This window comes from Nocardioides sp. (assembly GCF_035697785.1).
Classification (GTDB): domain Bacteria; phylum Actinomycetota; class Actinomycetes; order Propionibacteriales; family Nocardioidaceae; genus Nocardioides_B.
Map to the genome: position 1 here is coordinate 35,932 of NZ_DASSCL010000123.1, position 20,043 is coordinate 55,974.

17 protein-coding genes and 1 pseudogene are annotated in these 20,043 nt (G+C 71.7%); 14 read left to right on the forward strand and 4 right to left on the reverse strand.

All coding sequences use genetic code 11. The annotated features are described in order from the left end of the window. Nucleotides 1–9: 9 nt before the first annotated feature. On the reverse strand, nucleotides 10–3,135 hold the full coding sequence (ileS, locus tag VFH10_RS13245) for an isoleucine--tRNA ligase (protein WP_325129279.1): 3,126 nt from the start codon (nucleotides 3,133–3,135) through the stop codon (nucleotides 10–12). Nucleotides 3,136–3,635: 500 nt separating this feature from the next. Here ileS and VFH10_RS13250 point away from each other — a divergent pair, with 500 nt between their 5' ends. The 9 genes from VFH10_RS13250 (at nucleotide 3,636) to VFH10_RS13290 (ending at nucleotide 14,378) form a co-directional block, all read left to right on the forward strand. Next, the gene (locus VFH10_RS13250) at nucleotides 3,636–4,520 is read left to right on the forward strand and encodes a TraR/DksA family transcriptional regulator (protein WP_325129281.1); all 885 of its coding nucleotides are present in this window, start codon (nucleotides 3,636–3,638) and stop codon (nucleotides 4,518–4,520) included. Further along, nucleotides 4,493–5,056, forward strand: coding sequence for a signal peptidase II (gene lspA, locus VFH10_RS13255; protein WP_325129283.1), 564 nt, complete (start codon nucleotides 4,493–4,495; stop codon nucleotides 5,054–5,056). Before VFH10_RS13250 ends, lspA begins: the two co-directional genes overlap by 28 nt. Continuing rightward, nucleotides 5,053–6,009: an RluA family pseudouridine synthase gene (locus VFH10_RS13260; protein WP_325129285.1), complete on the forward strand. Its 957-nt coding sequence runs from the start codon at nucleotides 5,053–5,055 to the stop codon at nucleotides 6,007–6,009. The genes lspA and VFH10_RS13260 overlap by 4 nt, the downstream gene beginning before the upstream one ends. After that, on the forward strand, nucleotides 5,999–6,757 hold the full coding sequence (locus VFH10_RS13265) for a GNAT family N-acetyltransferase (protein WP_325129287.1): 759 nt from the start codon (nucleotides 5,999–6,001) through the stop codon (nucleotides 6,755–6,757). Before VFH10_RS13260 ends, VFH10_RS13265 begins: the two co-directional genes overlap by 11 nt. A 29-nt stretch (nucleotides 6,758–6,786) precedes the next feature. After that, complete coding sequence (locus VFH10_RS13270; protein WP_325129288.1) at nucleotides 6,787–7,239, forward strand: TIGR03618 family F420-dependent PPOX class oxidoreductase; 453 nt, start codon at nucleotides 6,787–6,789, stop codon at nucleotides 7,237–7,239. 161 nt (nucleotides 7,240–7,400) lie between these two features. Beyond that, on the forward strand, nucleotides 7,401–10,973 hold the full coding sequence (gene dnaE / locus VFH10_RS13275) for a DNA polymerase III subunit alpha (RefSeq protein WP_325129290.1): 3,573 nt from the start codon (nucleotides 7,401–7,403) through the stop codon (nucleotides 10,971–10,973). Next, nucleotides 10,970–11,500, forward strand: coding sequence for a hypothetical protein (locus VFH10_RS13280; RefSeq protein WP_325129292.1), 531 nt, complete (start codon nucleotides 10,970–10,972; stop codon nucleotides 11,498–11,500). The genes dnaE and VFH10_RS13280 overlap by 4 nt, the downstream gene beginning before the upstream one ends. Before the next feature lie 92 nt (nucleotides 11,501–11,592). Further along, nucleotides 11,593–13,161, forward strand: coding sequence for a DUF3352 domain-containing protein (locus tag VFH10_RS13285; RefSeq protein WP_325129294.1), 1,569 nt, complete (start codon nucleotides 11,593–11,595; stop codon nucleotides 13,159–13,161). A gap of 20 nt (nucleotides 13,162–13,181) precedes the next feature. Then, nucleotides 13,182–14,378 (forward strand): glycosyltransferase, encoded by a 1,197-nt coding sequence (locus tag VFH10_RS13290; RefSeq protein WP_325129296.1) that lies wholly within the window; start codon nucleotides 13,182–13,184, stop codon nucleotides 14,376–14,378. A gap of 15 nt (nucleotides 14,379–14,393) precedes the next feature. On the opposite strand, the gene ybaK is transcribed toward VFH10_RS13290, so the two are convergent. Beyond that, nucleotides 14,394–14,882 (reverse strand): Cys-tRNA(Pro) deacylase, encoded by a 489-nt coding sequence (gene ybaK / locus VFH10_RS13295; RefSeq protein ID WP_325129297.1) that lies wholly within the window; start codon nucleotides 14,880–14,882, stop codon nucleotides 14,394–14,396. Nucleotides 14,883–14,890: 8 nt separating this feature from the next. Continuing rightward, nucleotides 14,891–15,565, reverse strand: coding sequence for an LON peptidase substrate-binding domain-containing protein (locus VFH10_RS13300; RefSeq protein WP_325129300.1), 675 nt, complete (start codon nucleotides 15,563–15,565; stop codon nucleotides 14,891–14,893). Between the two features lie 75 nt (nucleotides 15,566–15,640). Here VFH10_RS13300 and hisD point away from each other — a divergent pair, with 75 nt between their 5' ends. From hisD to VFH10_RS13325, 5 genes are all read left to right on the forward strand, one after another. Further along, a complete protein-coding gene (gene hisD / locus VFH10_RS13305) occupies nucleotides 15,641–16,942 on the forward strand; it encodes a histidinol dehydrogenase (protein WP_325129302.1) in 1,302 nt (433 codons plus the stop codon). After that, nucleotides 16,942–18,015, forward strand: a complete 1,074-nt coding sequence (locus VFH10_RS13310) for a histidinol-phosphate transaminase (RefSeq protein ID WP_325129304.1) — start codon at nucleotides 16,942–16,944, stop codon at nucleotides 18,013–18,015. The genes hisD and VFH10_RS13310 overlap by 1 nt, the downstream gene beginning before the upstream one ends. Next, complete coding sequence (gene hisB / locus VFH10_RS13315) at nucleotides 18,012–18,620, forward strand: imidazoleglycerol-phosphate dehydratase HisB (protein ID WP_325129307.1); 609 nt, start codon at nucleotides 18,012–18,014, stop codon at nucleotides 18,618–18,620. Before VFH10_RS13310 ends, hisB begins: the two co-directional genes overlap by 4 nt. Beyond that, complete coding sequence (gene hisH, locus VFH10_RS13320) at nucleotides 18,617–19,273, forward strand: imidazole glycerol phosphate synthase subunit HisH (RefSeq protein ID WP_349256533.1); 657 nt, start codon at nucleotides 18,617–18,619, stop codon at nucleotides 19,271–19,273. The genes hisB and hisH overlap by 4 nt, the downstream gene beginning before the upstream one ends. Before the next feature lie 73 nt (nucleotides 19,274–19,346). Beyond that, nucleotides 19,347–19,691: a hypothetical protein gene (locus VFH10_RS13325; protein ID WP_325129309.1), complete on the forward strand. Its 345-nt coding sequence runs from the start codon at nucleotides 19,347–19,349 to the stop codon at nucleotides 19,689–19,691. 70 nt (nucleotides 19,692–19,761) lie between these two features. On the opposite strand, the pseudogene VFH10_RS13330 reads toward VFH10_RS13325, so the two are convergent. Then, nucleotides 19,762–20,043: pseudogene (locus VFH10_RS13330) on the reverse strand (hypothetical protein); the annotation flags it as partial.

Below are 20,043 nucleotides of genomic sequence, written 5' to 3' on the forward strand. Positions count from 1 at the left end.
CTCGCCCGGTCAGACCCTGGTCACCGTGAACGCCAGCCCGAGGTCCGCGTCGCGGACGGCTGAGCCGTCGAGGTCGGCGGTCTCCTCCACCTCGGTGGCCAGCACCTCACCGCGGATCAGCGCCTCGTGCTCGCGGAGCGCCGCCGCGGTGTCACCCGACGCGCTCCAGCGAAGAGTGATCCGGTCGCTGACCTCGAAGCCGCTGGCCTTGCGGGCCTCCTGGACCAGCCGTACCACCTCGCGGGCGAGACCGGCGCGGACCAGCTCGGGAGTCAGCTCGAGGTCGAGGGCCACGGTCTCGCCCTGCTCGTTGACGACCGACCAGCCCTCGCGCGGACGCTCGGAGACGATCACCTCGTCTGCGAGCACCTCCACCTCCTCGCCGTCCACGCTCACGGTGGCCCTGCCCTCGGCGTGCAGGGTGGCGGCCAGGGCCGAGGCGTCGGCGGCGGCGATGGCCGCGGCGACCACCGGGGTCTGCTTGGCGAAGCGCTTGCCGAGCGCCCGGAAGTTGCCCTTGGCGGAGAAGTCGACCAGTCCCTCCGCGGACGACAGCGGTTCCACCGAGCCGATGTTGAGCTCCTCGGCCACCTCGGCGCGCAGCTCGTCGCTGAGCCGGGCGTGGGCCGACGATGCGACCAGGGCCCGGCGGAGAGGCTGCCGGGTGCGCACCTTCGCGTCGGCACGGGCGGCCCGGCCGAGCTCGACGAGCCGGCGGGCCAGGGCCACCCCGTCGGACAGCCGCTCGTCGACCGCACTCTCGTCGTACGACGGCCAGGGCGCGAGGTGCACCGACGCCGGCGCCGACGGGTCGACCGACCGGACGACGTCCTGCCACACGCGCTCGGTGATGAACGGCACCAGCGGTGCCATCAGCCGGGTGACGACGTCGAGGGTGTCGTGCAGGGTGGCGAGCGCGGCGGGGTCGCCGTCCCAGAAGCGACGGCGCGAACGCCGGACGTACCAGTTGGACAGGTCGTCGACGAACTGCGCAAGCAGCGCGCCGGCGCGCTGGGTGTCGAACTCCTCGAGCGCGGCGGTGACCCGGCCGACCAGCCGCGCCGTCTCGGCGTGCACCCAGCGGTCGAGCACCGGCCGCTCGGCGACGGGCGGCGCACCGTCGCCCGGGGTCCACTTCGCGGTGCGCGCGTAGAGGACGTGGAAGGCCACGGTGTTCCAGTAGGTCAGCAGGACCTTGCGCACGGTCTCCTGGATGGAGGCATGTCCGACGCGGCGGGACGCCCACGGCGACCCGGAGGCGGCCATGAACCAGCGCACCGCGTCCGCGCCGTGCTGGTCCATCAGCGGCATCGGTTCGAGGATGTTGCCGAGGTGCTTGGACATCTTGCGGCCGTCCTCGGCCAGGATGTGGCCCAGGACCAGGACGTTGCGGTACGACGACCGGTCGAACACGATCGTGCCGATCGCCATCAGCGTGTAGAACCATCCGCGCGTCTGGTCGATCGCCTCGCAGATGAAGTCGGCCGGGTAGGCCTCCTCGAACCGCTCCTTCGAGCCGGGTGCGTGCGGGTAGCCCCACTGCGCGAACGGCATCGAACCGCTGTCGAACCAGGCGTCGATCACCTCGGGCACGCGCTTCGCCTCGCCGCCGCAGGTCGGGCAGTCGAAGACCACCTCGTCGACGAACGGACGATGCGGGTCGAGGCCGGACTGGTCGGTGCCGGTGAGCTCGGACAGCTCGGCGAGCGAGCCGACACACGTCCGGTGGTCCTCGGCGCAGCGCCAGATCGGCAGCGGTGTGCCCCAGTAGCGGCTGCGCGACAGCGCCCAGTCGATGTTGTTGTTGAGCCAGTCGCCGTAGCGTCCCCACTTGATCGTGTCGGGGAACCAGTTGGTCCCCTCGTTCTCGCGGAGCAGGGCTTCCTTGACGGCGGTGGTGCGGACGTACCACGACGGCTGGGCGTAGTAGAGCAACGCGGTGTGGCAGCGCCAGCAGTGCGGGTAGGAGTGCTCGTAGGCGACGTGCAGGAACATCAGGCCGCGGTCGTCGAGGTCCTTCACCAGCGCGGTGTCGGCGTGCTTGAAGAACTGGCCACCGACGAGGTCGAGGCCGTCCTCGAAGTGGCCGTCGGCTCGCACCGGGTTGACCACGGGCAGCCCGTAGGCCTTGCAGACCTTCATGTCGTCCTCGCCGAACGCGGGGGACTGGTGCACCAGCCCGGTGCCGTCCTCGGTGGTGACGTAGTCGGCGAGTACGACGAAGTGGGCCGGCTCGTCGAACGAGACGAGCTCGAACGGTCGCTGGTAGCCCCACCGCTCCATGTCGCGGCCGGACACCGTCGCCTCGACGGTCCAGCCGTCGCCGAGGACCTGCGCGAAGAGCGGCTCGGCCACCACGAGGGTCTCCTCGCCGTTGCCCGCGACCACGTAGTCGACGTCCGGGTGCGCCGCGACGGCGGTGTTGGACACCAGCGTCCACGGGGTCGTCGTCCAGACCAGGAGGGAGGCCTTCCCGGCGTATGTGCCCGTGGTCAGCGGGAGGCGGACGTAGACCGACGGGTCCGTGACGGTCTCGTAGCCCTGGGCCAGCTCGTGGTCGGACAGGCCGGTGCCGCAGCGCGGGCAGTACGGCGCCACCCGGTAGTCCTCGACGAGCAGGCCCTTGTCGTAGATCTGCTTGAGCGCCCACCACACCGACTGCACGTAGCCGGGGGTCATCGTCACGTACGGGTCCTCGGTGTCCACCCAGAAGCCCATCCGGTCCGACATCTGCGCGAACGCGTCGACGTGCCGGAGCACGGACTCTCGGCACCTGGCGTTGAACTCGGCGACGCCGTACGCCTCGATGTCGCCCTTGCCGGAGAAGCCGAGCTCCTTCTCGACCGCGAGCTCGACCGGCAGGCCGTGGCAGTCCCAGCCACCCTTCCGCTCGACCTGGTAGCCCTGCATGGTCTTGAACCGCGGGAACACGTCCTTGAAGACGCGGGCCTCGACATGGTGGGTGCCGGGCATGCCGTTCGCGGTCGGCGGCCCCTCGTAGAACGTCCAGCGGGGCCGGCCGGCGGCCGCGTCCACCGACCTCTCGAACGTCTTGTCGGCCTCCCAGAACGCGAGCACGTCATGCTCCATCGCCGGGAGGTCCACCTGCGGAGGGACCGGGGTGTAGTCGCTCACTGCTCGCCCTTCGCGTCGGGTGGCCGGGTCTGCCGCCACTCGTTCGACCGAAGGGACGAAGGCGGCTCGTCGAGCCGCTCCGCGGTACCACCCTCCTTGACGTCCCGGTCCTGCTGAGGCGCCCTCTCTTGCGTACCGCTGCCGGTTCTACCCACCCCTCGCGGGGCGCTCTTCCGGCGGCTCGGGGTGATCTTCGCTCCGGACAACACCCCCGGGCTCTCACCACCCCCGGGTCGCTGCCGGCTGTGCTCGGAGCTACTCGTCCCGTCCACGCCTTGCGGTACCTCCGATTCTGCCAGACGGGGGCGGTCCGGCTCATCCCGGTTTCGGCAGTGCAAAGTCCGAAGGCGCCAGAAAGTTACCGATTCGTGTGCGTGCTCGGTTGTCTGGTCCGCACCACGGGTCTATCCTCGCCGCACGCGTGTGGCGGCTGCCACACGTGACTTTCGTATCCACCGCCTGTCGGCGCGGGTGCGTACCGGCTTGAGGGGGCCAGTTCCATGGCGCGAGCGACGGCACGGAAGATCGCCGGTAGGACCGCGGCGGCCGCGAAACGGATCACGTCCCGCGGCTCGGCAGGGAGCGCCCAGGAGAAGGGCAAGAAGGCGACGGCCGCCAAGACCACCGCCACCAAGAAGGCCTCGACCAAGGCCCCCGCGACCAAGACCGCCAAGAAGGCGACGACGAAGACGACGGCGAAGAAGGCCGCGAAGGCGCCCGCCAAGAAGGCCCCCGCCAAGAAGGCTGCCGCCAAGAAGACGACGGCCAAGAAGGCGACAGTCACGAAGGCCCCCGCCAAGAAGGCGCCGGCCAAGACGGCCACGGCGACGAAGGCTGCCGCCAAGAAGACGACCAAGAAGGCGGCCGCGAAGAAGGCCCCGGTCAAGCAGGCGACGGCGAAGAAGGTAGCGGCGAAGAAGGCAACGGCGAAGAAGGCGGTCTCGAAGGCGGCGCCGGCCAAGAAGGCGACCGCCCCGGCGCGCAAGACCACCAAGAAGCTGGCCGTCAAGGCCGACGAGAAGCCATGGACCAAGAAGGAGCTCGACGAGGTCCGCGGTGAGCTGCTCGCCGACCGCGAGCGGCTGGCCAGCGAGCTCAACCTCGCCGAGCACGAGCTGCACGACCTGATGCGCGACGCCGGCGACGGGGCCGGCAACGACCAGGCCGACGTGGGCTCCACCACCTTCGAGCGAGACCACGAGATGACGCTCGCCAACAACGCGCGCGGCATGCTCAGCCAGACCAACAAGGCCCTCGCGCGCATCGAGCACGGCACCTACGGCATCTGCGAGAGCTGCGGGCAGCCGATCGGCAAGATGCGGTTGATGGCATTCCCGCGTGCGACACTGTGCCTGCCATGCAAGCAGCGCGAGGAGCGTCGCTGACCCGCGACGACACGACCACCACCAGCCCACCCGACCGGCGACGGCGCACCCGTCTGCTGCAGGTGTTCGCCCTGGTGGCGGCTCTCGGCTACGCCGCCGACCTGGGCACCAAGGAGCTGGCCCTGGCGCGGCTCGAGCCCGGCACCGCCGTACCCCTCATCGGTGACTGGTTCGGCTTCTACCTGACCTTCAACAGCGGTGCGGCGTTCAGTCTCGGCACGTCCTACACCCTGGTCCTGACCTGCGTGGCGATCGTCGCGGCGCTGGCGGTGCTCTGGACGGTACGCCGGCTCGGCAGCACCGGCTGGGCCCTGGGCCTGGGCTTCCTGCTCGCCGGCATCCTGGGCAACCTGACCGACCGGCTGTTCAGGGACCCGAGCCCGCTCCGCGGGCACGTCGTCGACTTCCTCCAGCTGCCCAACTTCCCGGTCTTCAACGTCGCCGACATCTGCATCAACGTCGCGGCGGCGTTCATCATCATCCAGGCGCTGCGCTCGATGCGTGTCGACGGCCGCCGGGAGGGCCGCGAGCAGTGACGGCGGTCCCGCAGGGCTCGGGCCGTCCGGAGCACCGCAGCGTCACGGTGCCCGACTCGCTCGCCGGCGAGCGCCTTGACGCCGCGATGGCCCGGATCTTCGGGTTCTCCAGGTCCCGCGCCGCCGAGCTGGTCGCCGCCGGAAACGTGGTGCTCGACGGCCGCTCGGTCGCCAAGTCCGAGCGGGTCCTCGCCGGCGCCGTCCTCGAGGTCGAGATCCCGCCCACCGCCGACCCGGTGGCGATCGTCCCGGAGATGGTCGAGGGCATCAAGATCATCCACGACGACGACGCGCTGGTCGTGATCGACAAGCCGATCGGCGTCGCCGTGCACCCCAGCCCCGGGTGGTCCGGCCCCACCGTGGTGGGGCACCTGGTCGCGGCCGGGTTCCGGATCGCCACCAGCGGCGCGGCGGAGCGGCAGGGCATCGTGCAGCGGCTCGACGTGGGCACCTCCGGCGTGATGGTGATCGCCAAGTCGGAGTACGCCTACTCCCGGCTCAAGAACGCCTTCCGGTCCCGCACGGTGGACAAGACCTACCACGCCCTCGTGCAGGGTCACCCCGACCCGCTGCGCGGCACGATCGACGCACCCATCGGCCGGAACCCCAAGTACGACTACAAGTTCGCGGTCCGCGCCGACGGCAAACACAGCGTCACCCACTACGAGACGCTCGAGGCGCACCGGTTCGCGAGCCTGCTCGAGATCCACCTCGAGACCGGCCGCACCCACCAGATCCGGGTGCACATGGCGGCGCTCAAGCACCCCTGCGTCGGCGACCTCACCTACGGCGCCGACCCCAAGCTCGCGGCCAGGGTCGGGCTGGAGCGGCAGTGGCTGCACGCCGTACGCCTCGGCTTCGAGCACCCCGACGAGGGCGAGTACGTCGAGTACGAGTCCGAGTATCCCGCCGACCTGCAGAGCGCCCTCGACGCCATCCGCGATGCCCACTGACGGCGCCGACCTGACCCTGCGGCCGGCCACCGGCGACGACGCGGAGGCGCTGGCCGCGATGTTCGTGTCCGCACGGGAGGCGGCGTACCCGGCGATGCCGCGCAGCGTGCACACCCCCGAGGAGTGCCGGCACTGGTTCCGCGAGGTGCTCGGGCTGGAGCCGCGCACGATCCCCATGCCGGCGACGCGGGAGACCTGGGTCGCCGAGCGCGACGGCTCCCTGGTCGGGTACACCGTGGTCGACCCGGCCTGGCTGGACTCGCTCTACGTCCGCCCCGACCTGACCGGTGCCGGCATCGGGTCGGCGCTGCTCGACCTGGTCAAGGGCCTGCGCCCCGACGGCTTCGGCCTCTGGGTCTTCGAGACCAACACCCGCGCGCAGGACTTCTACCGGCGACAGGGCCTGGTCGTCGTACGCCGCACCGACGGGTCCGACAACGAGGAGCACGAGCCCGACCTGGAGATGGCCTGGCTCGGCGCTGACCCGGTCGCGAGCCTGCGGCGGCGGATCGACGACGTGGACGACCGGCTGGCCGCCCTCCTCGCCGAGCGCGCCACGCTCACCGCCGTCGTGCAACGTCTCAAGGAGGTCCCCGGCCACGCCGGGCGCGACCCCGACCGCGAGGCGGAGATCGCGGACCGGATGGCCGAGCTCGCCGCAAGGCAGGGCGGCCCGCTGAGCCGGGACCAGCTCGCCCGGATCATGCACGTGGTCATCTCCGAGAGCCTCGACGCCGCCGACGAGTAGCCGGAACCGCCGGCGGGTAGGTTCCGGGCATGGCCGACACCGCACCGTTCAGGCTGCCCGACGACGTCCGTGCCCTGCTCGCCAAGGCCAACCCCGCGACGATCACGACGCTGAGGAGGGACGGCCAGCCCGTGTCGGTCGCGACCTGGTACCTGCTGGACAGCTCCGAGGAGCACGGCGACCGGATCCACGTGAACATGGACGAGGGCCGCAAACGTCTGGACCACCTCCGGGCCGACCCGCGAGTGGCGCTGACCGTGCTCGACGAGGCCGGCTGGTACACCCACGTCTCGCTGACCGGGCGGGTCGTGGAGATGCGTGCCGACCCGGACCTTGCCGGCATCGACCGGCTCGCCGTGCACTACACCGGCTCGCCGTACAAGCGCCGCGACCGGGCCCGCGTGGACGCGTGGATCGCGATCGACCGGATCCACGGGTGGGGCCGCACCAGCGTCGCCGCCGGGACCCCGGCCCGGTCCTGACCCGGTCCCCGAGATTGTCGGCGGGTCCTGCCAACGTGGGTCCCGCGGTCGCGTAGGCTGACGGCCTTCCCCAGAAGGTGCGGCCGGTCACCGTCCCCGGTCGTCCCAGGCATGCCCGCACCAGTCACAGCCAGCCAGTCCGGAAGGGGTCATCTCCGCAGATGACGGCAGCAGCGTCGGACCCGAGCTTCGTGCACCTGCACGTGCACACCGAGTACTCCATGCTCGACGGCGCAGCCCGGCTCACCCAGCTCACCGAGAAGGCCGCCGAGCTCGGCATGCCGGCCGTAGCGATGACCGACCACGGCAACGTCTTCGGGGCCCACGAGTTCTACCGCAAGGCCAAGGCGGCCGGGGTCAAGCCGATCATCGGCATCGAGGCCTACTTCACGCCCAACATCTCGCGCTTCGACAAGAAGGGCGTGAACTTCTACGACGGCGGCCCCGACGACGTCTCCGCCCGCGGCGCCTACACCCACATGACGCTGCTCTCGGAGACGACCGAGGGCATGCACAACCTGTTCCGGCTCTCCACCGGGGCGTGGCGCGACGGCTTCTTCAAGCAGCCCCGCATGGATCGCGAGCTGCTCGCCCGGCACGGCAAGGGCATCATCGGCACGACCGGTTGCCCGTCCGGCGAGGTGCAGGTGCACCTGCGCTACGGGCAGTACGACGCGGCACGTCAGGCCGCGGGGGAGTTCCAGGACATCCTCGGCCGGGACAACTACTTCCTCGAGCTGATGGACCACGGGCTCCCGATCGAGGCCCGGGTCCGCGACGGCCTGCTCCGGCTCAGCAAGGACCTGCGCATCCCGCTGCTCGCGACCAACGACTCCCACTACGTCAACCGCGAGGACGCCCCCTCCCAGGAGCACCTGCTCTGCATCAACTCCGGCAGCACGATGGACATCCCGGCCGGCGACGGCCCGGGCCAGCGGTTCGCGTTCAACGGCGACGGCTACTACCTCAAGTCCGCCGCGGAGATGCGCCAGATCTGGCGCGACCTGCCCGAGGCCTGCGACAACACCCTGCTGGTCGCCGAGCGCTGTGACGTGGAGTTCTCCGAGGCGCCCGGCAAGTACATGCCGCGGTTCCCCTGCCCGCCGGGGGAGAGCGAGGACTCCTGGCTGGTCAAGGAGGTCGAGACCGGCCTCTCGCACCGCTACCCGGGCGGCGTCCCCGACGAGGTCCGCAAGCAGGCCGACTTCGAGCTCGGCGTCATCACCCAGATGGGGTTCAGCGGCTACTTCCTCGTCGTCGCCGACTTCATCAACTGGGCCAAGCGCAACGGCATCCGGGTCGGACCTGGCCGGGGCTCGGGCGCGGGCTCGATGGTCGCCTTCGCCATGCGGATCACCGACCTCGACCCGCTCGAGCACGGCCTGATCTTCGAGCGGTTCCTCAACCCCGACCGCGTCTCGATGCCCGACTTCGACATCGACTTCGACGAGCGTCGGCGCGGCGAGGTGATCCGTTACGTGACCGACAAGTACGGCGACGACCGGGTCTCCTACATCGTCACCTACGGCACCATCAAGGCGAAGCAGGCCGTCAAGGACTCCTCGCGGATCCTCGGCTACCCGTTCGCGATGGGCGACCGGATCACCAAGGCGATGCCCGCGGCGGTCATGGGCAAGGACGTCCCGCTCCAGGACATCTTCGACAGCGGACACAAGCGCTTCGGCGAGGGCGGCGAGTTCCGCTCGCTCTACGAGACCGACCACGACGTCAAGCGGGTCGTCGACACCGCCATCGGCATCGAGGGCCTCAAGCGCCAGTGGGGTGTGCACGCCGCCGGGGTGATCATGTCGAGCGAGCCGCTCGTCGACGTGATCCCGCTGCTCAAGCGGCCCGCCGACGGCGCGATGATCACGCAGTTCGACTACCCCACCTGTGAGGGTCTCGGCCTGATCAAGATGGACTTCCTCGGGCTGCGCAACCTGACCGTCCTCGACGACGCGGTGCGCAACATCGAGGCCAACCGCGGTGAGACGGTGGTGCTCGAGGACCTGGAGCTCAACGACGAGGCGACCTACCGCCTGCTCGCCAAGGGCGACACCCTCGGCGTCTTCCAGCTCGACGGTGGGCCGATGCGCGCGCTGCTGCGCTCCATGCGGCCCGACACCTTCGAGGACATCTCCGCGGTCGGTGCGCTCTACCGGCCGGGTCCGATGGGCGCCGACTCCCACAACAAGTACGCCCGCCGCAAGACCGGCCGCGAGCCGGTCGAGGCGATCCACCCCGAGCTCGCCGAGCCGCTCGAGGACATCCTGGGTGAGACCTACGGTCTGATCGTCTACCAGGAGCAGGTCATGGCGATCGCGCAGAAGCTGGCCGGCTACAGCCTCGGCCAGGCCGACATCCTGCGCCGCGCGATGGGCAAGAAGAAGAAGGAGGAGCTGGACAAGCAGTTCGCCGGCTTCTCCGCCGGCATGGTCGAGCGCGGCTACTCCATGAACGCCGTGCAGACCCTGTGGGACATCCTGCTGCCGTTCTCCGACTACGCCTTCAACAAGGCCCACTCCGCCGCCTACGGCCTGGTCTCCTACTGGACGGCGTACCTCAAGGCCAACTACCCGGCCGAGTACATGGCCGCGCTCCTGACGTCCGTCCGCGACGACAAGGACAAGATGGCGATCTACCTCAACGAGTGCCGCCGCATGAAGATCCAGGTGCTGCCGCCCGACGTCAACGAGTCGGCCGCCAACTTCACGCCGGTCGGCCGCGACATCCGCTTCGGCCTGACCGCGATCCGCAACGTCGGCAGCAACGTCGTCGACAAGATCGTCGAGGCCCGCGAGACCAGGGGTCGCTACGAGGACTTCAACGACTTCATGGACAAGGTCGACGCGCTGGTCTGCAACAAGCGCGTGATCGAGTCGCTGGCCAAGGCCGGCGCGTTCGACGACATGAAGCACAAGCGGCGGGCCCTGGTCAGCATCCACGAGGAGGCGGTCGACCGCTACGCCACGATCAAGAAGGACGCCGGCGGGGGACAGGACTCCCTGTTCGACTCTGTGTTCAACGAGGGGGGCATGGGAGGCGCCGAGCCGATCTTCGACATGGCCGTGGGGATCCCCGAGATCGACGAGTGGGACAAGATGACCCTGCTCGGCCACGAGCGGGAGATGCTCGGCCTCTACGTCTCCGACCACCCGCTGCTCGGCCTCGAGCACCTGCTCTCCAACGGCACCGACTGCACGATCGGCCAGCTGCTGCTCGACGAGGAGCGCCCCGACGGCTCGACGGTCACGGTCTCCGGCCTGGTCACCTCGGTGCAGCGCAAGATCACCAAGCGCGGTGACGCGTGGGCGATGGTGTCGCTGGAGGATCTCGAGGGCGCGATCGACGTGCTCCTCTTCCCCAGCGCCTACCAGCTCGCGAGCACGCTCCTCCAGGAAGACGCGATCATCACGGTCAAGGGCCGGCTGTCCCGCTCCAAGGACCAGCCCGAGCTGCACGGCCAGGAGGTCAGCGTCCCCGACCTGTCGGACGGCCCCTCCGGACCGGTCACCATCTCGATGCCGTCCACCCGGTGCACGCCGCCCGTGATCGAGCAGCTCAAAGAGGTCCTCGCCACGCATCCCGGCGTCACCGAAGTACGGTTGCGGCTGATGACCAAGACCGCGACGACCGTGATGAAGCTCGACGACCGCCTCCGGGTGGCGCCGAGCCCGGCCCTGTTCGCCGACCTCAAGGCGCTGCTCGGGCCGCACTGCCTCAGCGGGCAGTGACCGGCGTCGCGAGCCCACCCGACGCCACCGACGGTCGCACCCGGCGGTCGGCCGTGGTGGACGACGTGGTCGCCGTGCTCGGCACCTACGTCGCGCTCGGTCTGGTCGGCGGCGTGCTCTGGTGGGCGCTGTGCGAACCCGCCGCGTTCACGGTCACCGGCGACGGCGGGATCGCGATGGGCGAGGTGGAGCTCGCCAAGCGGTTCGACCCGGATGCCTGGTATGCCGTGATCGCCGCCGTGCTCGGTCTCGTCTCCGGGACCGCGGTCACCTGGTGGCGCTCCCGCGACCACCTGCTCACCAGCGGGCTGCTGATCGTCGGCTCCGCGGTCGCCGCGGCGCTGATGTCGGTCCTCGGCGGCTGGCTCGGCCCCGCCGACCCGAGCACGCTCGCCGCCACCGCGGAGACCGGTGCGCAGCTGTCCGCCGCGTTGACGGTCGACGCGGCGGTGACCTACCTCGTGTGGCCGGTGACGGTGCTGCTCGGCGCCCTGGTCGTGCTCTGGTCGCCGGCCGCCCCGGAGTGACCCGACGCTCGCGGACGGGCTGACGCATTCGCCGGTCCGTCCCTTCGGCCGCGGCTAGCCTGGACGTCCGAGCCGATCTGAGGAGCCGCGACGTGTCGGACCAGCAGCCACCCGCACCCGGACCCGGCGAGCCGGAGTACCTCGGGTCGCCCGGTGACGCGCCCCGGACCGGCCCGCGCTGGGGTCTGGTGGGCGGTGCCGCCGTGGCCGTGGTGGCGACGGTGGCCGCGGGCGGGTGGGGCCTCGCCCAGCTGATGGCCGCGCCGGGATCACCGGCCGACGCCGTACCGGCCAGCGCCCTGGCCTACCTCAGCCTCGACCTCGACCCGTCCGCGAGCCAGAAGATCGCCGCGATCCGGACGCTGCAGAAGTTCCCGGCCCTCGAGGAGGAGCTCGACCTCGATGCCCGCGACGACGTCCGAAGATGGGCCTTCGAGGCCGTGCTGGCGGACAGCGACTGCGAGGACGTCACCTACGCCGACGACGTCGAGCCGTGGCTCGGCAACCGGATGGCGGTGGCGGCGGTGCCCGACCAGGGCGCAACAGTCTCGCCCCTCTTCCTCGTCCAGGTGGACGACCAGGACGCCGCGACCGCCGGGCTGACGGCACTCGCCGACTGCGCCGACGAGAAGCTGGGCGTCGCCTTCGTCGACGACTATGCCCTGCTGATGGAGAAGCAGGCCGATGCCGACTCCTACGCGGCCGCCGCCGAGGCCTCGCCGCTGGCGGAGGACGCGGACTTCGGGACCTGGACCGACCGTGCCGGTGACCCGGGTGTCGTCAACGCCTACGTCGCCGCCGACGCACCGGCCCGGATGGCCGACCTGGCCCCGGGCGAGGACGCCCTCGGTGAGGGCGCCACCGAGCTCTACCGGAACTTCGAGGGCGCCGCCGGCGTCATCCGGTTCCAGGACGGCCGCATCGAGGCCGAGGTGGTCACCAAGGGGATGCCCGCCGGGGTGGCGCCGGTGGGTGAACCCGGCGCCCCGTCCCTGGCGGAGCTGCCCGGCAGCACGGCCGCCGCGTTCACGATGTCGTTCCGCGACGGGTGGCTGGAGGACTGGGTCGGGTCGCTCGGCGAGCTCTTCGGTGGCGCCGCGGTCGGTGGCACCGATCCGGACCTCTGGCAGGACCTCGAGGCCCAGACCGGGCTGCAGCTGCCCGAGGACCTCGAGGCGCTGCTCGGCGACGGGCTCCGGGTGTCGGTGGACGGCTCCGTCGACGTGGCGGACCTCGACGGCGGCGACGTGCCGCGGGCACCGGTCGGCGTCCGGATCAACGGCGACGAGACCGAGATCGTCCGGGTGCTCGACCGGCTGCGCGCGCTGGTGCCGGAGGGGTCCGACGACGTGCTGCTGCAACGCGCCGGCGACGGCTTCGTGGTGCTCGGGCTCGACCCGGCGTACGTCGACCGTCTGACCACCGACGGTGGGCTCGGCGACGACGAGACGTTCGCCGGCGTCGTTCCGGAGGCGGACCGGGTCTCCGGCGGTGTCTACGTCAACTTCGACGCGGAGGACTGGGCCACCCGGCTCGCGGAGCAGCTCGGCGACGACCCGGAGGTGGTGGCCAACGTGGCGCCGCTCGACGCCCTCGGGCTGTCGTCCTGGCTCGACGACGAGGACGTCCAGCACGGCCTGTTCCGGCTGTCCACGGACTGAGGAGGAGGAGGAGCGCCGTCGTGCGGGTCCTGGTCGCCACCACTGCGGGCGCCGGACACTTCGCACCGCTGGTCCCGTTCGCCGCCGCTTGCGTCGCGGCCGGCCACGAGGTGCGCGTCGCGGCGCCGGAGTCGTTCCGGGACACCGTCGAGCGCGCCGGGCTGGAGCTGTCTCCGGTCGCCGACGCTCCGCCGGAGGCGCTCGGAGCGGTGATGGGCAGGGTCCCGGCCCTGACCATGCGGGAGGCCAACGAGGTGGTCGTCCGCGAGGTCTTCGGTCGCGTCGACGCCGAGTCGGCGCTGCCGGCCATGCGGGCGATCTTCGAGGCCTGGCGGCCCGACGTCGTCCTGCGCGAACCGGGCGAGCTGAGCTCCTTCGTGGTGGCGACGCGGCTCGGCATCCCCTCCGTTGAGGTGAACCCCGGTCTCGACCGCTTCGTCGACGACTTCGTGAGCCTTCTCGACGAGCCGCTGCGCGCGCTCGGCTGCGAGAGCGGGTCGGCCGGGCTGCGGGACGCGACCCGCTGGACGCTGCTGCCCCGGTCGTTCGACGTCGACGCCACGGTCACGGCCGGGGAGCCGCGCAGGTTCCGTTACGCCGCGCCCGAGCAGCATGCCTCCGAGCCCCTGCCCGCCTGGTGGGCGAACCACGACGACCCGCTCGTCTACGTCACGTTCGGGAGCGTGGCCGCCGCGATCGGGCTGTTCCCGGTCTTCTACGCCTCCGTCCTCGAGGCGCTCCGGGAGGTCCCCGCCCGGGTGCTGATGACCCTCGGCGAGGCCGGTGACCCGGCGGCCCTGGGCGCCCTCCCCGGCAACGTGCACGTGGAACAGTGGTGGCCGCAGGACCGGGTGATGCCTCATGCCGGTGCGATCCTCGGCCACGGCGGTTTCGGGACCACCATGACGGCGCTCGCCGCGGGTCTGCCCCAGGTCGTGGTGCCGCTGTTCGCCGGCGACCAGTTCGAGAACGCCTCGCGCGTGGACGCGGTCGGGGCCGGCGTCGCCCTGCAGGTCGACGGCGTCGCCGACCGGCGAGCGGGGGACATGGTGCCGGCCGGCCCGGCCGTGCTGGACCGGCTGCCCGAGGCGGTCCTCGCGGCGCTGCGCGACGAGCGGATCCGCCGCAGCGCGCGGGCCGTGGCCGACGAGATCGCCGCCCTCCCGGACCCGGCGAGCGGCGTACCCCTCCTCGAGGAGCTCGTCGCGACGCGTTGACCCCGACCCGACGGGTCAGCGGCCGATGCCGGCGACCGTCGCGCCGGTTGCGCCGACGAGGTCGACGGGGGCGAGCTCGATCTCCATGCCCCGCCGGCCGCCCGACACGAAGACCGTGTCGTGCCCCAGCGCGGTCTCGTCCACCACGGTCGGCAGCGGCCGCTTCTGGCCGATCGGCGAGATTCCCCCGACGACGTACCCGGTGGCCCGCTCCGCGTCGGCGGGATCGGCCATCACCGCCTTCTTGCCGCCGACCGCGGCCGCGACGGCCTTGAGGTCGAGCTGTCCCGACACCGGGACGACGGCGACGACCAGCCGGCGGTCCACCGAGGCCAGCAGGGTCTTGAACACGCGGCCGGGGTCGATGCCCATCGCCTCGGCCGCCTCCAGGCCGTACGACGCGGCGCCCGGGTCGTGGTCGTAGGTGTGCACGGTGTGCTCGATGCCCGCGCGGGTCAGCGCCACCGTCGCGGGCGTGCCACCGGCCGGCCCCTTCCTCGCCACCCGCGCGCCTAGTTGGGCGACCAGCTGGTGCGGGCCACCTCGGTCGCCGGGAGGGACGGGATCGCCCGCATCGCGCGCATCTCCTCGCGCAGGGCGTGCCGGAGCATGATCAGCCGGTCGAGCGGGCCGGAGGCCTCCAGCAGGGCCTGCCGCTCCTGCAGGGTGAGCAGGCAGGTCGCGGCCAGGCTGTAGGAGAGGAACTCCGGGTCCCGAGGGAGGTCCCCGTCGAGCACGTCGTCGCCGCGCAGGTGGCTGAGCCGGCGCCGGTACTCCTCGAACGTCTCGCGCGTGCGGAGGGCCTCGTGCACGCCCTCGGGGGTGTCGATCCGGGCCTCGTCGACGGTCTCGACGTCGCCGACCAGGTAGCTGCCCGAGGTGTCGAGCGCGTCCAGCCGGAGCCGGCGACGCCCCACCACCTCGATGTCGAAGCGACCGTCGGGGTAGGGGTCGACCGAGGTCATCTGCACGACACAGCCGACCCGGTGCACCGACTGCACGCCGTGCGAGCCGACCTCGTAGCCCTCGCGGATCGCGACGATGCCGAACAGCCGCTCGGGCTTCTCGGAGATGGTGAGCAGGTGGTGGACCAGGGCGCGGTAGCGCTCCTCGAACACGTGCAGCGGCACCGTCACGCCCGGGAACACGACGGTGTTCAGGGGGAAGATCGGTAGCTGCACCTGCACGTCTCTCAACATAGCCACATCTCCCGGCTCGGAACGGGTCCCGCTCCGCACCGCCCCGACACCTAGACTCGGGGCATGATTCGCCGCATCGACCTCAGGGGCCGCGAGGCCGCTGACCACCGCGCCGTGGTGCCGCGCGCGGACTTCGACGTCGAGGCCGCCCTCGACGTCGTGCGCCCGATCTGCGACGCGGTCCGCCATCGCGGGGTCAAGGCGATCCTCGAGTTCTCGGCCCGCTTCGACGGGGTCGAGCAGAGCGACATCGCGGTGCCATCGGTCGCGCTGCGGGCGGCGCTCGACGGCCTCGACCCCGCGGTGCGGGCCGGCCTGGAGGAGGCGATCGCCCGGCTTCGGCGTACCTGTGTGGCCGAGCTCGAGCACGACAAGGTCACCAAGGTCGTCCCCGGCGGCACCGTCACCCAGCGCATGATCCCCGTCGAGCGGGTCGGGCTCTACGTCCCCGGCGGCCTGGCTCCGCTGGTGTCCAGCGTGGTGATGAACGTCGTACCCGCACAGATCGCCGGGGTCGGGTCGATCGCGCTCACGTCGTCCCCCCAGCGAGACACCGGGCTGCCGCACCCGACGATCCTGGCGGCGTGTGCGCTGCTCGGGGTCGAGGAGGTGTACGCCGTCGGAGGCGCCCAGGCGATCGCGATGTTCGCCTACGGCGCCGGCCCGTGCCGCAAGGTCGACCTGGTCACCGGACCGGGCAACATCTACACCGTCTCCGCGAAGCGGCTGCTCAAGGGCGTCGTCGGCATCGACTCGGAGGCGGGTCCCACCGAGATCGCGATCCTCGCCGACGAGACCGCCGACCCGGCGCACGTCGCCGCCGACCTGGTCAGCCAGGCCGAGCACGACCCGATGGCCGCGTCCGTCCTGGTGACGCCGTCCGAGGGGCTGGCCTCCGACGTGGAGGCCGAGCTCGACAAGCAGGTGTCGGTGACCAGGCACGGGGAGCGGGTCCGCACCGCGCTCGGCGGCCGGCAGTCCGGGATCGTCCTCGTCGACGACCTCGACCAGGGCCTCGCGGTGGTCAACTCCTACGCTGCCGAGCACCTCGAGATCCAGACCCGCGACGCGTCCGCGTGGGCGGCCCGGGTGGTCAACGCCGGGGCCGTCTTCGTCGGGGCGTTCGCGCCGGTCTCGCTGGGCGACTACGCCGCCGGCTCCAACCACGTGCTGCCGACCGGCGGCTGCGCCTGCCACTCCGGCGGGCTGTCGGTGCGGGCGTTCCGCAAGGCCGTACACGTCGTCGAGTACGACCAGGCCGCACTGCGCGACGTCGCCGACCACGTCGTGAACCTCGCCGAGGCCGAGGACCTGCCCGGCCACGGCGCGGCGATCCGGGTGCGGTTCGCCGGCAAGGACGCCTGATGGAGCTTCCTCTGCGTGAGGAGCTGCGGGGGATCGAGCCGTACGGCGCACCCCAGCTCGACGTCCCGGTCGCCCTGAACGTCAACGAGAACCCCTACCCGCCGAGCGAGGCCGTCGTGGCCGACGTCGCGGCGGCGGTGGCGGACGCGACGCGGACGCTGAACCGGTACCCGGACCGCGAGGCCACCGCGCTGCGAGAGGCGCTGGCCGGCTACCTCGGTCACGGCGTGACGGCGCGGCAGGTGTGGGCGGCCAACGGGTCCAACGAGGTGATGCTCCAGCTCCTGCAGGCGTTCGGCGGGCCGGGCCGGACCGCGGTGTCCTTCGCGCCGACGTACTCCATGTACCCGGAGTACGCACGCGACGCGATGACCGGCTGGGTCGTCGGCCACCGTGCTGAGGACTTCTCGCTCGACGTGGAGCACGCGGTGACCGTGGTCAAGGAGCACCGGCCCTCGGTGGTGCTGCTCCCGTCGCCGAACAACCCCACCGGCACCGCACTGCCCCTCGACACGGTCGCGTCGGTGTGTGCGGCGGCCGCCGAGGTGGGCGGTGTCGTGGTGATCGACGAGGCCTACGGGGAGTTCCGGCGCGAAGGTACGCCGAGCGCGCTCGAGCTGCTCCCGACCACCCCGAACCTCGCGGTGTCGCGCACGATGAGCAAGGCGTTTGCGCTGGCCGGAGCCCGGCTCGGCTACCTGGCCGCGTCCGCCGAGATCGTGGACGCGCTGCGCGTGGTGCGGCTGCCCTACCACCTCTCGGCGGTCACCCAGGCCGTCGCGCTGGCGGCTCTGCGGCACACCGGGGAGCTGCTGGGCAGGGTCGACGACCTGCGCGCGGAGCGCGACCGCACCGTGGAGTGGCTGCGCGGGCGTGGCCACGAGGTCGCCGACTCCGACGCCAACTTCGCGTTGTTCGGCCGGTTCCCCGACCGGCATGCTGTGTGGCAGGGCCTGCTCGACCGGGGGGTGCTGATCCGGGAGACCGGCCCGGACGGCTGGTTGCGGGTGTCCATCGGGACGCCCGACGAGATGGCCGCCTTCAAGGCGGCCCTAGTGGAGGTAGTGGGATGACGCGTCGAGCCCGCATCGAGCGTGCGACCAAGGAGTCCAAGGTCCTGGTCGAGCTCGACATCGACGGCACCGGCCGTGCGGACGTGCACACGGGCGTGGGTTTCTACGACCACATGCTCGACTCGTTCTCACGACACTCGCTGATCGACCTGACCGTGCAGACCGACGGCGACACCCACATCGACGCGCACCACTCCGTCGAGGACACCGCCATCGTGCTCGGCGACGCCCTGCGCGAGGCGCTGGGCGACAAGCGCGGCATCCGCCGGTTCGGCGACGCCACCGTCCCGCTCGACGAAGCCCTGGTGCAGGGCGTCGTCGACGTGTCGGGTCGTCCCTACTGCGTGCACACCGGCGAGCCCGACGCGCAGGCCTACGCGACGATCGGCGGCACCGGCGCGCCGTTCGTCGGCTCGCTGACCCGGCACGTGTTCGAGACCCTGGCCTTCCACGCCCAGATCGCGCTGCACGTGCGGGTGCTGTCCGGCCGCGACCCGCACCATCTGGTCGAGGCGCAGTTCAAGGCGGTTGCGCGGGCGCTGCGCGACGCGGTCGCGATCGACCCGCGCGAGCTGGGCGTGCCGTCCACCAAGGGCAGCCTGTGACGCTGGGCTCTCCTGGCGAGGGCCGGGCGTCGGTGGTCGTCCTCGACTACGGCTCGGGCAACCTCCGGTCGGCGGTGCGCGCCCTGGAGCGGGCCGGCGCCGACGTGACCCTGACGGCCGACCGCTCCGCCGCTCAGGACGCCGACGGGCTCGTCGTGCCGGGGGTCGGCGCCTTCGCCGCCTGCGTCGAGGGGATCCGCGCGGTGAAGGGCCACGAGATCGTCGATCGCCGCCTCGCCGGCGGGCGGCCGGTGCTCGGCATCTGTGTCGGCATGCAGGTGCTGTTCGCGCACGGCGTCGAGCACGGCGTCGACACCGAGGGGCTCGACGAGTGGCCCGGCGTGGTGGAGCGGTTGCGCGCCCCCGTCGTACCGCACATGGGGTGGAACACCGTCGAGGTCCCTTCCGGCAGCCGGCTGTTCGAGGGCGTCGAGGGGGAGCGGTTCTACTTCGTGCACTCCTACGGTGTCCGTGAGTGGCTGCTGCGCACCAGCGGCCGCACGAAGGAGCCCCTGGTGACCTGGGCCGAGCACGGCGGTGACCGGTTCGTCGCCGCCGTGGAGAACGGTCCGCTCAGCGCCACCCAGTTCCACCCCGAGAAGTCCGGCGACGCCGGCGCCCGGCTGCTGGCCAACTGGGTGGCGACCCTGTGACCGCGCGAGGAGTCACTTCTTCAGGCCTCTCGGCGGCGTGTCGCTGCACGAGTGACCCCTCGGCGGCACGGCCATGAGCAAGGAACGCGCCCAGCGCCGCACCGAGCGCGAGCGGGAGGCCGCGATCAGGTCGGCCGCCAAGGCCGCCGAGGCCGAACGACGCGAGCGCAGGAGGTCCCGTGCGCAGGCAGTACGTCGACACACCACCGGCCGGCTGCCGGGCTTCCGTCCCGTCGGCCGCGACACCGGCACGCTCGCGCGACGACGCCGGCGGCAGCGCGGTCTGCTGCTGGCCCTGCTGCTGGCGCTGAACATCCTGGTCTGGGTGATCCGGCCCGACTGGGAGGCCAGGCTGGCCGCGGCCGTCGTCAGCGTCCTCGCCTTCCCGGTGCTGCAGCTGATGCTGATCCGGCGCTGACCTGCGACCGAGGGGTCACTGGTGCGGCGACACGCCGCTGAGGGGGCTGAGTTTGTGACTCCTCGGCGGGTCAGATGTCGGGGTGCACCATCCAGACGTTGGGCTCCCAGTAGGTGCAGGTGTCGGAGGTCACGTCGACGGTGAGCGGGGCCAGGCCCTCGGGGAACACGTAGTCGCCGGACTCGGGGTAGGCCAACCCGGTCCACTCCGACCACTCCGCGACCGTCCCGGTGATCAGCAGCGACCTGGGCAGCGGGCGCGAGACCCGTGCGCCGAGGCGCTCGTGCACACGCATCCACGGGTCGAGCAGCTCGCCGTCGTCCCTTCGCCAGGTGACGTACCGCTCGATCGG

What these genes read in the sequence shown, in the direction of transcription:
- dnaE (WP_325129290.1), top strand. Translation starts at nt 7,401, where the DNA reads ATGACGGCAGCAGCGTCGGACCCGAGCTTCGTGCACCTGCACGTGCAC.
- VFH10_RS13310 (WP_325129304.1), top strand. Translation starts at nt 16,942, where the DNA reads ATGGAGCTTCCTCTGCGTGAGGAGCTGCGGGGGATCGAGCCGTACGGC.
- VFH10_RS13250 (WP_325129281.1), top strand. Translation starts at nt 3,636, where the DNA reads ATGGCGCGAGCGACGGCACGGAAGATCGCCGGTAGGACCGCGGCGGCC.
- lspA (WP_325129283.1), top strand. Translation starts at nt 4,493, where the DNA reads ATGCAAGCAGCGCGAGGAGCGTCGCTGACCCGCGACGACACGACCACC.
- hisB (WP_325129307.1), top strand. Translation starts at nt 18,012, where the DNA reads ATGACGCGTCGAGCCCGCATCGAGCGTGCGACCAAGGAGTCCAAGGTC.
- VFH10_RS13270 (WP_325129288.1), top strand. Translation starts at nt 6,787, where the DNA reads ATGGCCGACACCGCACCGTTCAGGCTGCCCGACGACGTCCGTGCCCTG.
- hisD (WP_325129302.1), top strand. Translation starts at nt 15,641, where the DNA reads ATGATTCGCCGCATCGACCTCAGGGGCCGCGAGGCCGCTGACCACCGC.
- VFH10_RS13265 (WP_325129287.1), top strand. Translation starts at nt 5,999, where the DNA reads ATGCCCACTGACGGCGCCGACCTGACCCTGCGGCCGGCCACCGGCGAC.
- VFH10_RS13325 (WP_325129309.1), top strand. Translation starts at nt 19,347, where the DNA reads ATGAGCAAGGAACGCGCCCAGCGCCGCACCGAGCGCGAGCGGGAGGCC.